Source organism: Profundicola chukchiensis (genome assembly GCF_029664245.1).
GTDB classification, from domain to species: Bacteria; Bacteroidota; Bacteroidia; order Flavobacteriales; family Weeksellaceae; genus Profundicola; species Profundicola chukchiensis.
Genome location: NZ_JANAIE010000005.1, coordinates 117,954 through 134,321, shown reverse-complemented (window position 1 = coordinate 134,321; position 16,368 = coordinate 117,954). Strand labels below are relative to the sequence as shown.

The following is a 16,368-nucleotide window of genomic DNA, read 5'->3' as shown; positions in this document are numbered from 1 at the left end:
GTGTTTTTGTTTTATGATATAACTCTTATATCTCCTTCATTAAAACACAATCCTAAAATTTTTCACTACTTTCGTTTACTGATTTATTCCAAATGAAAATCCCTTCTAAAATCGCCATTAAACTCAGAAAATCTGCTGAAAAAGCAGTTAAACAAGGTCATCCTTGGGTTTTTGAACAAAGCATTGAAAAAGGTCCTGCCGAAGATGAAGCTGCAGGAAGTCTTTGTATATTGTTTGATCAACGAACCAACAAACCTTTTGCTTTTGGTCTTTGGGATCCCGATGAAGTCATTAGGATTAAGATTTTTTATTTAGGCTCTCGCTTACAATTGAATGAAGAATTTTGGAAATCTCAGCTCGAGAAAGCTTACGAAAAAAGACAAGGCTTAATTCAGAAAGGCATAACAGGCTACCGAGGAATTCATGGAGAAAATGATAATTTCCCAGGTTTGGTATTAGATGTTTATGCCAAAACAGGTGTACTTAAAATCTACTCCGAAGTTTGGAAACCTTATGTCGACAGCCTAATCCCAGCAATTCAGGAGCAGTATGACTTAGAAAACATCGTCATTAGATTTAGTCGTAAGATTCAACAAAACAATATTTTCCCTTATCAAGAAGGAGATGTGGTAGGCTCAACTTTGGAGGATGAGAAAGTCAGCTTCGAGGAATATGGTGTTAAATTCTATGCTTACACCCAATCTGGACATAAGACTGGATTCTTTTTAGATCAACGCCCGAATCGCTTATGGGTTCAGCAAAATGCAGACGGCAAAAGCGTTTTAGATGTGTTTAGTTATGTTGGTGGATTTGGAATTCATGCCCTAAAAGGAAATGCTAAATCTCTAACTTCCATAGATATCAGTACTCACGCCATGGACGTAGCTTTAGAAAATATTGAGTTGAATGAATTAGATAAATCTATATGGACGCCGCTAGCACAAGATGCTTTTGAGGCTTTAGATCAACTTATACAGCAGAATAAAAAGTTTGATATCGTGATTATAGACCCACCTTCTTTTGCCAAACAAGCGAGTGAGGTTCACAATGCATTAAAGCAATACGAGAGATTGGCCAACATAGGTAAGAAATTGGTGGCACATCAAGGTTACCTCATCTTAGGTTCTTGTTCGAGTCGTATTAGTTTAGAAGATTTCGAAAAAGCACATCAAAATGCAAGAATTAAAGGTGCTAAGAATTGGCAACATCTTCATACGACTTTACACGACGATGATCATCCGATTGGTTTCCCAGAGAGTAATTATTTGAAGACCATCTTCTATCAAAAATACACAGAATAGATATTTCTTTTGTCTAATTAATTTTAACTTTATAACTTACTCATATTCAATAAACTTAAAATTATGATAAAAAAATTACTATTTATTAGCGCCTTGTTATTTGCATTTTCAGCTCAGGCGCAAGTTATTTTTGAAGAGACTTTTGATGATGAAAGCTCGTTAAACAATTGGACCTTAGGAGATCGTGATGGCGATGGCGAATTTTGGGAGTTTGCAGATGCCGGAGATCAAGAAGTGGATTCATTTACCACAGGATTTCTATGGTCATTTTCGTGGTATTTTGAAGTATTTACCCCAGACAATACCTTTATCAGCCCAGCGATTAGCCTTCCAGCAGATAGCAATTTAAATTTAAGCTTTAAGGTAGCAGCATTTGAAGACGATGAATTATTCCAAGAACATTATGCTGTTTATGTAATCCCATCCGACGCAAGTTTTGAAGGAACAGAAACCGCTGTGTTTGAAGAAACTTTAGACGCCGCTTATTATGACCCAGCTAAAACAGTAAATGTTGACATCAGCGAATTCGCTGGTCAAGATGTGAAACTTGTTTTTAGACATTATGACTCTACAGATATTTTCTATATCAGTATGGATGACGTAAAAATTGAAATTGGAAATTTAGGCACAAGCGATTTAAGACAAGAAAAAATCAAAATTTATCCTAACCCAACTACTGATTTTGTAAGCATTAAGGGACTTGATAACGTGAAAGGTATCAGGATTTTCAATTTAGAAGGTAAGATGATGAAAGAAGTAGCTTCGAGCACAGCCAGTATGAAGGACTTAGTCCCTGGTATGTACATCATAAACTTTTATACGGATACTGAAGTTATTTCAAAAAAAGTCTTGAAGAAATAGGGTTTAAAATTTAAGAAATTAATTTAAGGCCACTTTAGAGTGGCTTTTTTCATGTTTAAAAATATGATTTACGTGGTCTATTTTTTAAGAACGAAATAACTTTCAAAGGCTGATTAAATCGTCAATTCAAAACTAATTCCTTATTTTTACTACTTCTGAAAATGGAATATCGTTTCAGAAATTAAATCAGTAAATTTTAGTAAAATGATAAAAAACGCATTCCTAATTGTAGGATTAATACTGAGCAGCACATTGATGAAAGCACAAAATGTTATGACGCCAGAAAAACTTTGGGAAGTTAAAAGATTAGGCGTAATCGGAACGGATAAGGATCTTAATACGATTTATTACAAACTTACGACGCCCAACATTGCCGAAAATGGATTCGATTCCAAATATTATAAAATGCCTATCCTTGGTGGAGCTATAGAGGAAATCGACGCAGCGCATTTGAATGCAGTAGATAAAAATGTTTCTCCAGATGGAAAACATAAATTATTTCACCAAAAAGTTTTAATTGAAAACATTAAAGGAAGTGACGTTTATAAGCATTTAGATAAATCTGATGTTTACATTTATTCAGACTTAGATATTCGTCATTGGGACACTTGGGAAGACGGAAATTTCAATCATTTATTCTACAAAGAAGTGGGTGCAGATGATGCAAGCGGCATCGACATTATGCACGATCAACCTTTCCACACGCCACAACGTCCATTTGGTGGTGACGAGGATTATATCTGGTCGCCTGACGGAAAAGACATTTATTATGTGAGCAAAAAGAAAAAAGGAAAAGCTTATGTAACTAGTACCAATACAGATATCTTCAAGTATAATCTTGAAACGAAAACTACCGAGAATATTACGGAAGATAACAAAGGATATGATACCAATCCTGCGTTTTCATCGCAAGGAGCTTTGGCTTGGTTACAGATGAAAACCGATGGAAACGAAAGTGACAAAAATGATATTGTTGTTTTAGAAAATGGTGTTAAACAAAATCTAACCGCTCAATGGGACGGAACTGTTCGCAGCTTTTTCTGGGATGAAAAAGGTAGAAACATCTTCTTCGTTGCACCTGTAGATGGTACGATTCAATTGTTTAAGGTGAACTATCCTGGAAAAAGAAGAATTGCTCCTGTAGTAGAACAAATCTCTAAAGGACAGTTTGACGTAACCAGCATTATCGCTAAAAAAGGTGATCATTTAATCGTTACAAGAAACGACATGAATCATGCTGCGGATATCTTTAGCTATGATTTAAAGAAGAAAAACTTTAAGCCTTTAACTAACGTTAACCACGATATTTATAGCAAAACTGACTTACCTAAAGTTGAGAAAAGATATGTTACAACTACAGATGGTAAGCAAATGTTGGTTTGGGTAATTTTACCGCCAAACTTTGATCCGAACAAGAAATACCCAACTTTATTATATGCTCAAGGTGGTCCACAATCTCCACTTTCTCAGTTCTATTCTTACCGTTGGAACTTCTCACTAATGGCTTCTCAAGGCTATATTGTTGTAGCTCCAAACAGACGTGGAATGCCAGGTCATGGTGTTGAGTGGAATGCGGAAATCAGCAAAGATTGGGGTGGACAAGTAATGCAGGATTACTTATCAGCAATTGATGATGTAGCCAAAGAACCTTACGTAGACAATGATAGAATTGGTGCGATTGGAGCGAGTTTCGGTGGATATTCTGTTTTCTATCTTGCAGGAATGCACGATAAGAGATTCAAAACTTTCATTGCTCATGATGGTGTTTTTGATACCAGAACCATGGCGGGAACTACAGAAGAATTATTCTTCTTGATCAATGAATTTGGAGGAATGTATTGGGAAGATAATGAGAATACGCGCAAAGCTTATAACGAGTTCAACCCAATCAACATGGTGTCTAAATGGGATACACCTATCTTAATCATTCAAGGTGGAAAAGATTACCGAGTTCCGATTGAACAAGGATTATCAGCTTTCCAAGCGGCACAAATGTTAGGTTTAAAATCTAAATTGTTATATTTCCCTGAAGAAAATCACTGGGTTTTAAATCCACAGAATGCTTTGATTTGGCAAAATGAATTCTTTAAATGGTTAAAGGATACACTTTAATCAAAACTGAGGAAAAACTCGAAGTGAAATAAAAATAAAGGCCTTATGGATTATTATTATAATGAAACCAACTTCGAGAATTTCCTTTGGATAGATATTAGAAATCCGAACAAGGAAACATTAGATAAAATAGCTCTAGACCACAATCTAGAGCTATTTCAAATTAAAGACTCCCAGCAAGTCGGACATTTACCTAAAATCGAAAAGCTTCCTAATTATGATTTTTTAATTCTGCGTGCTTTTAGTTCTCAACCACAAAATAGAATTACCAGCATCAACGAATTATCTAATAAAATTGCCTTTTTCTACAACGAAAAAGTACTCATTACTACGCATAGCGCCTACTTCACTTTTCTAGAAGATGTTCCAAAACATTTTAAAGGTCCAGAGCATTTCATGCTATATCTTATTCACAAGATGCTTCAAACTTTCGAAGAACCTGCTCAATATCTAGGCGATCAAATTGATGAAATGGAAGAGTCTATCTTCTTAAGAAATTATCATAAAATTTCATTGGAAGACCTTTATTTCAATAAATCACAAACACGTATTACCAAGAAATTACTTCAAATTACCCAGTCGGTAATTCAACAACTTGAAGTTTCTGAAGAAAATAAAATGTCTTATCAAGATATTAATGATAGATTGGTTAGATTTAATTTAATGTATGATGAAGTTTTAGAAAGTTCTAATAACTTATTGAATACTTATCTCTCGGTGAGCTCCCAAAAGAGCAATGATGTCATGAAACTACTCACTGTTTTCTCGGCATTTTTTCTCCCGCTTACCTTTATTGTAGGGCTTTACGGAATGAACTTCGTCAACATGCCCGAACTCGAATGGCAATATGGTTATCCGATTGTTTTGGTGGTGATGGTCATCATTTCTATCATCATTTACTTTTGGTTTAAAAGAAAAAGATTTCTTTAAATTCAAAGAATCCATCTATTTCCAACTAAATTTGCACAGCTATTGCCTATAGCCTTTATCAACAAAAATATACATGACCGATCCTATACAATTCAACGAAGCAGAAAAAGCCAAACATCAAACGAATTTAGCTGCTTTAAAGAAAAAACTCAACATTTCTAGCAGCATCAGATTAATTCTTTTTATCGCTATTATTGTTGGAATCTACTTTTTCTGGAGCAATCTCCAAATCGCCATTGGTATTGGGGTTTTGGGAATTATTGCCTTCTTAATTTTAGTTTCAAGACATTCAAATCTGCAATATCAACGTGATTTCACCAAAGAGTTACTTGAAATAAATGAAAAAGAAATTCGCATTAAAAACGGAGATTATTTAGAATTAAACGAAGGCGAGACTTTTGAAAATCCGAAACATTTTTATAGCTACGATATCGATTTATTTGGAAGAGGCTCTCTCTTTCAATTTATGAATAGAACGGTTACCCAAGAAGGTGAAGCCGAGTTTGCAAAACAGCTTTCATTGAACCACATCGAAAATATTAAGCAAAAACAAACTGGGATTAAAGAGCTTTCAGCCATGCCAAATTGGAGACAAGAATTCTCAGCAATTGGAAATTTAGTTAAAGTTCAACATAAGGCTCAAGCTATTATTGCTTGGATTAAAGATTACAAAACCAGCCTGCCGAATATTATGTCGTTGTTGCCACAAATATTTACGGCTATCTCTGCCCTACTTCTAGCTTTAGTATTCTTTGATGTTATTAGTTATCAAATCCTTATGCTTTGGTTCCTAGTTGGATTAGGAATTTCAGGAGTTTATTTAAAAAAGATCAATAAAATCTATAACGAGGCAGGAAAAGCAAAAGACACTTTTTCTCAATACTATAAACTCTTAGACAAGATTGAAAACACAACATTCACTTCAGAGGTTTTAATCGCTCAACAAGAAAGAATTAAATCTGAAAACGAAAAAGCCTCCTTAATTTTTAGAAAATTCTCTAAAACTTTAGACAGCTTCGATCAGCGTAATAATATGATCATGGCTTTGGTGGGGAACGGCTTTTTATTATGGGATTTAAACTATGCCTTTAAAGTAGAAAAATGGCTAGAAACCTATCATAACAAGGTGGAAGATTGGTTTGAAGTGATTACTTTTTTCGATGCACAAAATAGCTTAGCCAATTTTGCATTTAATCATCCAGACTATGTTTATCCCAACATCAACCAGGACCAAAATGTCATTAAAGCCACACAATTAGGTCATCCTTTATTGAAAACAAAAAAACGTGTAGACAATGATTTCTTAATCGAAAATCAACAGTTTTTCATTATTACAGGAGCTAATATGGCAGGAAAAAGCACCTTTCTGCGAACAGTTTCCCTTTCCATTGTTATGGCCAATATGGGGCTTCCAGTTTGTGCTGAATCATTTGATTATTCGCCGATAAAGCTAATTACTAGCATGCGCACCTCCGATTCCTTGGCGGATGATGAATCTTATTTCTTCTCGGAATTGAAACGTTTAAAATTCATTGTAGAAGAGATTAAAAACGATAACTACTTCATTATTTTAGATGAAATTTTAAAAGGAACCAATAGCACCGACAAAGCGATTGGATCTAAGAAATTTGTAGAGAAATTAGTCGCTTCCAACTCCACTGGAATTATTGCTACCCATGATTTAAGTTTATGTGAAATAGAGAATGAATTGCCCGAAATCAAGAATTATTATTTCGATGCAGAAATCATTAATGATGAGCTTAATTTCGATTATCGCTTGAAAAACGGAGTTTGCAAAAATATGAACGCATCTTTCCTTTTAAAGAAAATGGAGATTGTTTAAATTCCAAAAAAGCAGATAAAAGCTTATATTTGTTAGGAATCTTCCCTCCTCCTAATGAATAAATTAAGCCTCATATTAGTCTTTTGCTTCCTATTTTTGAATTGCGAACAAAAACCAAGAGAAGCGTCCTTTTATTATTGGCGAAGTTCATTAGAACTAGATCAAACCGAAAAAGAATTCCTGGATGAAAGCAATGGAACTCATTTATTCGTTCGATTTTTTGATGTAGACAAAGTCAATGGTAGGTTTGAACCACAGGGAATCATTACCAAAAAAGAATCTTTCCGCACGGATAAAGAAATCGTTCCAGTTATTTTCATCACCAATAGAACTTGGTTTGATATTACTTCAGAAGATTTAGATTTCCTTGTTGAAAAAGTTTCTGAAAGCATTTATTCTAGAGCAGACGAATTGGATTTAAGCTTGGCGAATGAAATTCAAATTGATAGTGATTGGACACCAAGTACAAAACAAGATTATTTTGAGTTTTTGAGGAGATTAAAAACTCAAACACAAAAAGAAATAACTTCTACCCTTCGTCTACATCAATTAAGAGATTTAGAAAACAATGGCGTTCCACCGATTAACAAGGCTTATTTAATGTGCTACGCCACTTCATCTCCCTTAGAAGACACCGAAGTCAATTCTATTTTAAATTATGAATTACTCCAAAGCTATTTATCCAGTGTAGAGGATTATCCTTTAGAATTAGACTACGCGCTTCCAATTTATTCCTGGGGAATTGTTACCAATCAATTAGGCAAGAAAAGATTGATCAATGGACTGTCTACACAAGTGCTAGACACAACAGCAGGAATCGCTAAAATAGCAGAGAATCAATATGAAATAGAAAAAGATGGTTTCTATTTCAATCAGTTCTTAAACACAGGTTTCAAAATCAAAATCGAAGAAATCCCCAATGAACTTATCGAAAAAAGTATTAATTTAATTGACCAGAAAACTCAATCTAAAGCTCATATCCTTTGGTATCATTTAGATTCAAGATTTCTAAAAAACCGAAAAATCCTACAACTATGAAAAAGTTTTTATTAAGCGTTCTTATATTCTACCTTGGAATACAGCAGAGTTTTAGCTGTTCATGGCATGATCCAGACTCAGATTACTTCAATCTCTTTGTACAGGAATTAGTTCAAGAAGAGGCCTATTATCCTTTTTTGTTTACCCTAAATTCCTCCTACTACGGCGATGACAGTTTTTATGGAGATAACCAAAAGAAAGCCCCCTTTATCTTAGATGAAAATATTGAAAACTGGGTTTCTTATTTTCAACATGAACTTAGCTATGAGGAAACCAATGCACTGGTTAAAATCATAGACAGGAAACATTTATACAATTGGAAGAAAGGAAATCTTAGTCATGAATTGAGCAAAAAAATGGGCGCCGATTTCTATCACAAATATCAAGAAGGTCTAGCCTATTTGGCCTATGCTAAATACCTAGCTCCTTATATGATGATAACCTATGTTCCGAGCAATAATTGGTATTCAGAGCGATCTGAAGATGATTTAGATGTTAGCAAGCTTGATTATAATGAAGTTTTAAAGGTTTTAACAAAAAGCTACGACCTAACAGATAATCAAGACATTAAACTTAGATATGCTTATCAAATCGTAAGATTAAACCACTATTCCCGAAAGTATAATGAAGCCATTGCAGCTTTTAATACATATGTTGAGCCACTGAAAAAAGATACGCCTATGTATTGGTATGCACTCGATCAGATGGCGGGAGCACAAAGAGGTTTGGGCATGTTAGAAAAAGCGAATCAAAATTTCTTTCAAGTTTTTATTCACTCTAGAAACAAGAAAAAAAGCGCTCATGCCTCTATGCGATTAAATGAATGGGATGAGTTTGAAATGCTTTTAAAAAGTGCTAAAACTAAGGAAGAGAAAAACATGGCCTATTTCCTTTTAGCTTATAATGACTTCTCAAATCCGGTGTATTTCATGAATGAAATGCTGAAAATAGATGCGAATTCTGATATTTTAAAAGTATTGACCGTAAGAGCTTTAGATCAATTAGAAAGAAATCATTTGCCGGTTTATTTCCAGTGCAATGATGACCAATGCGCACACAGCAAAAGATTACCCTTGAAAGCTGGTGATGACTTCTATTCCAACACGTTTCGACAACTCAATGACTTAAAAAATATTATTAAAACAGCTCAAAAAGCCTCAAAGGATGAGTTTTGGAGCTTAAGTTTAGCGCATATTTATTTCCTAGAAAAGGATTATGATTCTAGCACTTCGATTTTAAAAAATATTAAAACCAAGAATTCATTATATCAGAAGCAAATCAACCAAATGTTGGTATTAAACAACATTGTCGCTCAACCAAAGATTGATGCCACTTTTGAGGCTAAAACTTTTAGTACTTACCCAGATTTATTTAAGCCAAAAGGAAATAGCCAGTTCACCGATGACGCAAAAGATTTCATTCGAGATATTTTGGCCAATCGCTATTTCTTACAAAATGATTTAGCTAAGTCGTTTTTAATGAGCAATCAACTTTCGGCGTTGCAATACAACCCTAATTTAAAACTTACGCAACAACTCGATGCCTTTATTCAAAAATCAAATAAAAACGCTTTTGAGCAATGGTTGGTTTCCAATCAAAACGATATGGGAGATATTCAATCGTTCTTTGCGTTGATTTATGGAGATCATGCGATGCGAAATGCTGATTTTGATAAAGCTGTAGCATATTATCAAAAGGCACAAAAGTTCAATGGAATTCAGCGAGATTATTACCTACTCGACCGTCAAACTTGGGAAACGGTGGATAAGTTACCTAAAACCGCATATAATGGATTCAATAATATTTCGAAGTACATCTTCGGACAAGAAAAATGGGTGAGCTATCAAAGTCCAGAGCATATTTCACTAAAAGTGAACAACTTAAAGGATTTTCCATTCTTAAAAGATAAAATGAATAAACTTGAATTGGCACAAGCACTTCAAGCACTAGAAAAAATCGGAAAAGGCAAGGATGCAAAAGCCATGAAGGCCAATGAACTCATTGGGAATGCATTATTCAATACTTCTAAGCTGGGCTATTTCAGACATGTGTTAGTCATGGACCTCAACAATGCCAATGGTCCTAAGTTTGAATTCAATAGTCGGGCACAGAAAAATCAGCTTTATTATAAATACTTCACCGATTATAGTCATATCGAAGATGATAATTATGATTTATCGATTCAATATTATCAGAAAGCCCTAACTTTAAGCAATGATCGCGAGAAGAGTGCTAACATTCTCTTTCAAATGGCGAAGGCCGAGCAAGGAAAGTACTATATTTGGAAAGGCAGCCAAAATTGGTATATTGACTGGAACGATCCAAATTATCGACAAAAGCAATTTGAACAAGAAGACTTTCAGCTAAAAACCAAGCGCGAAAATTATAGAAACTATTTCGCGATTTTAAAGCGCGATTATGCCAACACACATACGGCCAATCAATTGCTTCAATCTTGTTCGTATTTCAGCTATTACATGCTGTATTAAATTATCCAAAAAACATTCAAAACATGAAACTAGAATTTAAAGAAACTCAAAAACTAAGTCAGTGGTGGCTTTGGTTGGTATTATTGACCAGTGCTGGTTTCATGATTTTCAAAACCTATCAACATATTTTCCTTGAAGTGCAAGATGGGAATATTCCAATCTCGAATGAGGCATTGGTGGTTCTAACCATTTTACTCATCGGCTTGATTGTCATTTTTGGAATGATGAAACTTAAAACCGAACTCAATCAACAAGAGCTTAAAATCAGTTTTATTCCTTTTAGCAAGAAGCACTTTTATTGGAAAGACATCAAAAGCGCTAAAGTGATTGATTATGGTTTTGTTGGTGGTTGGGGACTACGTTTTTGGACGGCTCATGGTACGGTTTATAATACTGGTGGGAATATTGGATTGGCCCTAGAGTTTAAAAATGGAGATAAATTCCTCGTAGGAACTCAAAGGGAGGAAGAACTGAAAGAGTTTTTAAAAGACCTAGACCTTGAAAACAAATAACTTTTATTTTTGAAATAAATGCATTAAAACATTTGAATTTATAAAAATGAATGAAATCGATTTAAAACATTTAGAGCACTGTGTAGAATTAGCTGAAAAAGCCTTAGAACATGGCGACGAACCTTTTGGTTCGGTACTCGTTTCGGCAGATGGAGAGGTATTGTTTAAGGATCATAATCATGTTGCCACAACCGGCGACAATACACAGCATCCAGAATTTGCCATTGCACGATGGGCTGCTCTCCACATGACCGCTGAGGAGCGCTCTAAAGCTACTGTCTACACTTCGGGTGAACATTGCCCTATGTGTTCGGCTGCACACGCCTGGAATGGCCTCGGACGCATTGTATACGCTAGTTCGTCTAAGCAGTTAAGCGAGTGGAAACAAGAAATGGGAAATGCTTACTCTCCCATCAAAGCTTTATCCATTCAAGAGGTTGCTCCACAACTACAAGTAGAAGGTCCTGTTCCCGAACTTGCAGAGAAAATCAAAGCATTACATATTAGATCTTTTCAATCCAAAAAAGATAAATAATCTAAAAAGCCTTAAAAATCGATTGATCTTTAAGGCTTTTCTTTTAAATTTTATAACTGTAGCTATTTAATATGTTTCAATCATTAAATTTAAAACTTATTAAATTGCATATTCTTCGTCATACATAACTTGCATCAAGGCCTCTTTAGCTTCCAACAATTGTTGTTGAATCGTTAAGTTCTCAACCGTTTTTGGTGTAGAGAAAAGCTCTTGGTAATATGCAATACCATCAGCGATATTCGCTTTAAAGGCATCCCATTTTTTAATTTGTTTCGTGCTAACTTCTTCTGTATAAGATTCAATTTCTTTTTGAAGATAATCTACATACATATTCAATTCCTTCACAAACATATTCGGACGGTTTTCATCTTTCATGATTGAAATCTTACCATAAATATGCTTCAACATTTGCTTAAGAGAAACCTCCTTGTCAAAATAAGCGATATTCGGTCCTGGACAAATTACCACACCTTGATCTTGTCCTTTAATCGGAATCTCATGATCCATTAAAGCTGCATTGGCTAAACCAACACACAAACATGCTTTCTCGGTAATCTTAAACTTGGTATCATTATAAGCTTTCGTCGATATATCCTCTTTTTGAGCTTCTAAATCTTTCAATTTTATATCTTGAAATTTCTTAGCTGCTGTACAGATACCTTCTTTCCCAAACTCTTGATTCAAGGTTAAGAATTTCTTCGGACAAGAGCTTCCTGCCTTACCTTCTGCAATTCTTTTGTTCTTGAAGAATTCATTAGAAGTTCCTTTCACAGTATTAAACGGAACACCTAAAGGTGAAATCCCACTTAAATATAAATCTTCCTCTTTGGCTTTCCCTAATAAAGTTCGGGTTTCCTTATCCACAGAAGTAGCTTCAGGAACCATTAAAAATGGTGAACCCCATCCTACTGAATCAACCTTATAATGATTGATTAAAAATTCGTGCTCATCTGAAGTTCCAACTCCACCCTGAACGGTGATTTTCAATTCTAAAGGTTCTTGTGGAATAGGCAACTCTTTTTGTTCTAAAGCCTTCACCAAGATCTCATGCGTTTCTGCAATTAAATCTTCTTTCTTGTTTTTAAACTCTTCTAAGATCGGACCTAATAAAAATCCATTGGTAGCAAAAGCATGCCCACCACAGTTTAATCCAGACTCCACGCGATACTCAGAAACCCAAAGGCCTTTCTTGGCCAAGAATTTACCTTGAATAATCGCTGAACGATAATCACTCACCTTAAGAATAATTTTCTTTTTCAATTCGTTTTTCTCGTTCGGGAAGAAATCCTCAAACTGCTCAAAATAACTATACAATCTTGGGTTCATTCCAGCAGATAATACCAAAGATGAACTCAGATTACTCTTCGCAAAACCTCTCAAAGAAGCATGCGCGTCATTAAATTCAATCGGTAGTTTCTCACCTTTCACATAATTATCCTTGTCGATTTTGGTCATGATATTCACATCAATCTCGCCTGGCTTTAAATGTGTTTCTAAATAATTAAGGATATTTTCCTTCATTAGCGTTCCCTCGTCCATCATATTAGACAAACCTTGTCTAAGGTCTGATGAATTAGGTAACATTTCAATAAAGTTGTCTAAAGCTGCTTTATTCTCAGCTAACTCACACTTGAATTTTTCAAACTTTTCCTTTACAATTAGATCTACTAAATTCAGGTAATTGGTAATTCGTTGTGCTCTATGGTCTTGTTCTTTTTTGGGTGTTTCTACATACGGAAGGTTAAACTTCTTACTGTAGAATGAATTCATTTTTTCAGCAAGTTCATCGTCAATGATCGAAATCACAGAAGAAATACCATATTGTGCCACTCTAATGGGGCTGTCTATAGTAAAAGCTAATCCCATCACAGGGATATGAAAATTATGAATTGTTTTTGAGGCTGTCATCATCTTGTTTTTTGGCTAAGGAAGAAATTTGTAGTTATTTCAAAACTGATTGAAATCTAGAAAACTGAGTTTCTTTCATCCTTCCCGGTACTTATTATTTGTTCTTAATTCAGTAAAAATACAGCTAAATTTTTGATATTTCACACAATAAACCTATAGATTCAATATACTATTCATAAATAGTATTATATTTTTAATGATTATTCAATAATAATTTATCCTAAATTTTGTGTAATAACATACCTAATGACTGATTTTGCTCTTAAAAATTTAGTTTCCCTCCCATTCTACTGAAAACTCACGAATGCAACTTATTTCAAACTTTTTCAAATTCCGCCTAAATAAGTATCAAAGGAGCATGAGATGAAGTGGTTTAAAGGTGTTTGATAGTAGTTTAAAGTGGTTTAATAGGTTTAAAAATAGTTTAATATGGTTTAATTCGTCTCAAGCTTATTTAATTTTCACTTATAATTCTAAACCAGAAGCGTCATTTAATATTAAACCCGTAGCGTCACTCTGAACTTGATTCAGAGTCTTTTAAAATTAAACGAATATTAAGCCAGATGCTAAACCAAATCCAGCATGACGTATGGTGCTTAACTACAACCGCTCAATCTAAACCCGAAGCGTCATTCCGCACTTGATGCGGAATCTTTTTAATCAAACCCAACCATTCCACTAGATGCTGAATCAAGTTCAGCATGACATGCGCTTAACTACAACTGCTAAATCTAAACCCGTAGCGTCACTCTGAACTTGATTCAGAGTCTTTTAAAATTAAACGAATATTAGGCTAGATGCTAAACCAGATCCCGCATGAGAAATATATTTTTTCAATTATTAAAAGGAAATCTTTATCTTGTTTGAGCTTAAATAACTAAAAATGAACAACTACTACATTTACATTTTAAGCAATAAAAACAGAACCACATTTTATATCGGGGTTACTCATCATCTCACAAAAAGAATATTAGATCATGCTAATAATCAAGGTAGTGTTTTTACTAAAAAATATCAATTAACCGATTTAGTATATTACGAAGAGTTTCTTGATATTAATCAAGCTATTTTACGGGAGAAACAATTGAAGAATTGGAAGCGAAAGTGGAAAATAGATTTGATAAAAACAATCAACCCAAATTTAGAAACTTTGGAGATTATATAATTTCTTGATGCCATTAAGGAATTTAATTGCAAATAATTGATGAGATGCTGAATCAAGTTCAGCATGACAGGTGATGCTTAACTACAACCGCTTAATGTATACCCGAAGCGTCATTCCGCACTTGATGCGGAATCTCTTAAAACTAACCCATTCATTCCAAAAGATGCTGAATCAAGTTCAGCATGACAAGTTATGCTTAAATACAACTGCTAAATCTAAATCCGTAACGTCATTCCGCACTTGATGCGGAATCTCTTAAAACTAACCTATTCATTTCAAAAGATGCTGAATCAAGTTCAGCATGACAGGTGATGCTTAAATACAACCGCTAAATCTAAACCCGAAGTGTCATTCCGCACTTGATGCGGAATCTTTTTAATTCACCCGAATCACACCGCTAGATGCTGAATCAAGTTCAGCATGACGTGTGGCGCTCAACTACAACTGCTAAATCTAAACCCGTAGCGCCATTCCGCACTTGATGCGAAATCTTTTTAATCAACCCCAACCATACCGCTAGATACTAAACCAAATCCAGCAAGCCATTGATATAGTTTAAAAAATCATATTAATAAATAATAAAACAAACCTAAACTTAGTCCCTCAGCACAGGTGGGTCTGAACGATTTTCAGCTAAATAATCTTTCAAATGACGCAACTCCTTTATATAAGCCATCACTGCAGGTCTATCCTTCTGGATCGGATCTACGAAAGTAGCTCGACGATTTTCTCGATCTAATTCTAATAGCTCTATGGTAGCCTTTTTCTGCTTTTCCGTCAAGTAAGGATTGCTATTAATTTCTTTAATTTCATTCTGAAAATCTGCATCCGAACTAATATGGGACTCTATTTTCAAACCAGCGAGAACTTGATTTATTCTATTTTCTGTGTTTTCAAATTCTTCAACCTCCCAACCCATTTGGACTATTAAAACCTCACGCTGAGAATAGTACTTACGAATGGCTTTATCATCTACATTCCCCTGCGAACGAATTTCCTTGTGTAATTTAAAGTCCTCTATACGCGTAACAATATAATCTCTAACAATAGATTTTGTAAGAGCTGCTTCCCCTCTAAGAGCTTGACTTGTTTCGACATTTATATTAGCAGACTCTGAACTTGATTTTATTTCCTGACCATTTATCGGAAGTATGCTGAAAAGACAAAAGGCTATCAAGATATGTTGTAAAGTTTTCATAGTTGAGTTATTTAATTGGTAATCAATCTACAATTTAGGAATTTTTTAAATCCGAGCAAAAAGCGATGTAGAAACTCTCTTTTCAGTTTGAGTGATTTTGTGAAACAAAATTGTATCGAAGACTAAGACAAGTATGAATTGTTAAATTTTGAATTCTAAATTTTGAATTATTCCTCATACTGCAACACTGTGAACCTCTAAACCCTAAACCTTACACTCTACACCCTAAACTAATTACTGACTACGAAGCACTAACTATTCGTTACTTCATACTAATGTAGAACCCCTCAGTCCTACGGACAGCTCCCCTTAAAAGAGGAGCAGTTTCTTCGCTCCAAACTTTCGAGATAAGATATAAAAGTTTTCTTCGAATAGCTAAAACTATATTCCGGGTCTAGCCCGGAATGACAAGCGCCTTGGCTTTCCGTTAAATGAAACCCCGAAGCGTCATTCCACACTCGATGCGGAATCTCTAA

General features: G+C 34.7%; 12 protein-coding genes. 10 read left to right on the top strand and 2 right to left on the bottom strand.

All coding sequences use genetic code 11. The features are described from left to right. Nucleotides 1-92: 92 nt before the first annotated feature. The 9 genes from NLM59_RS08295 (at nt 93) to NLM59_RS08255 (ending at nt 11,621) form a co-directional block, all read left to right on the top strand. Nucleotides 93-1,301 carry a class I SAM-dependent rRNA methyltransferase gene (locus NLM59_RS08295; protein ID WP_304417304.1) on the top strand — a complete coding sequence of 403 codons (1,209 nt, stop codon included), beginning with the start codon at nt 93-95 and terminating at the stop codon, nt 1,299-1,301. A gap of 63 nt (nt 1,302-1,364) precedes the next feature. Then, nucleotides 1,365-2,162 (top strand): T9SS-dependent choice-of-anchor J family protein, encoded by a 798-nt coding sequence (locus tag NLM59_RS08290; RefSeq protein ID WP_304417303.1) that lies wholly within the window; start codon nt 1,365-1,367, stop codon nt 2,160-2,162. 204 nt (nt 2,163-2,366) lie between these two features. Next, entirely contained in the window at nt 2,367-4,274 is a 1,908-nt protein-coding gene (locus tag NLM59_RS08285; RefSeq protein ID WP_304417302.1) for a S9 family peptidase, read from the top strand. A gap of 45 nt (nt 4,275-4,319) precedes the next feature. After that, entirely contained in the window at nt 4,320-5,204 is an 885-nt protein-coding gene (locus NLM59_RS08280; protein ID WP_304417301.1) for a CorA family divalent cation transporter, read from the top strand. 73 nt (nt 5,205-5,277) lie between these two features. Beyond that, nucleotides 5,278-7,047 carry a MutS-related protein gene (locus NLM59_RS08275; protein ID WP_304417300.1) on the top strand — a complete coding sequence of 590 codons (1,770 nt, stop codon included), beginning with the start codon at nt 5,278-5,280 and terminating at the stop codon, nt 7,045-7,047. A gap of 96 nt (nt 7,048-7,143) precedes the next feature. Further along, nucleotides 7,144-8,085: a hypothetical protein gene (locus NLM59_RS08270; RefSeq protein ID WP_304417299.1), complete on the top strand. Its 942-nt coding sequence runs from the start codon at nt 7,144-7,146 to the stop codon at nt 8,083-8,085. Then, nucleotides 8,082-10,574: a hypothetical protein gene (locus NLM59_RS08265; RefSeq protein WP_304417298.1), complete on the top strand. Its 2,493-nt coding sequence runs from the start codon at nt 8,082-8,084 to the stop codon at nt 10,572-10,574. The genes NLM59_RS08270 and NLM59_RS08265 overlap by 4 nt, the downstream gene beginning before the upstream one ends. Before the next feature lie 23 nt (nt 10,575-10,597). Then, nucleotides 10,598-11,086 carry a hypothetical protein gene (locus NLM59_RS08260; protein WP_304417297.1) on the top strand — a complete coding sequence of 163 codons (489 nt, stop codon included), beginning with the start codon at nt 10,598-10,600 and terminating at the stop codon, nt 11,084-11,086. Nucleotides 11,087-11,132: 46 nt separating this feature from the next. Beyond that, nucleotides 11,133-11,621 carry a nucleoside deaminase gene (locus NLM59_RS08255; protein ID WP_304417296.1) on the top strand — a complete coding sequence of 163 codons (489 nt, stop codon included), beginning with the start codon at nt 11,133-11,135 and terminating at the stop codon, nt 11,619-11,621. 99 nt (nt 11,622-11,720) lie between these two features. Here the strand turns inward: NLM59_RS08255 and NLM59_RS08250 are convergent, their stop codons facing one another. Further along, nucleotides 11,721-13,529 carry a hypothetical protein gene (locus tag NLM59_RS08250; protein ID WP_304417400.1) on the bottom strand — a complete coding sequence of 603 codons (1,809 nt, stop codon included), beginning with the start codon at nt 13,527-13,529 and terminating at the stop codon, nt 11,721-11,723. A gap of 883 nt (nt 13,530-14,412) precedes the next feature. On the opposite strand from NLM59_RS08250, the gene NLM59_RS08245 reads away from it, so the two are divergent. Then, nucleotides 14,413-14,694 (top strand): GIY-YIG nuclease family protein, encoded by a 282-nt coding sequence (locus NLM59_RS08245; protein WP_304417295.1) that lies wholly within the window; start codon nt 14,413-14,415, stop codon nt 14,692-14,694. 595 nt (nt 14,695-15,289) lie between these two features. Here the strand turns inward: NLM59_RS08245 and NLM59_RS08240 are convergent. After that, on the bottom strand, nt 15,290-15,892 hold the full coding sequence (locus NLM59_RS08240; protein WP_304417294.1) for a hypothetical protein: 603 nt from the start codon (nt 15,890-15,892) through the stop codon (nt 15,290-15,292). Nucleotides 15,893-16,368 lie beyond the last annotated feature (476 nt).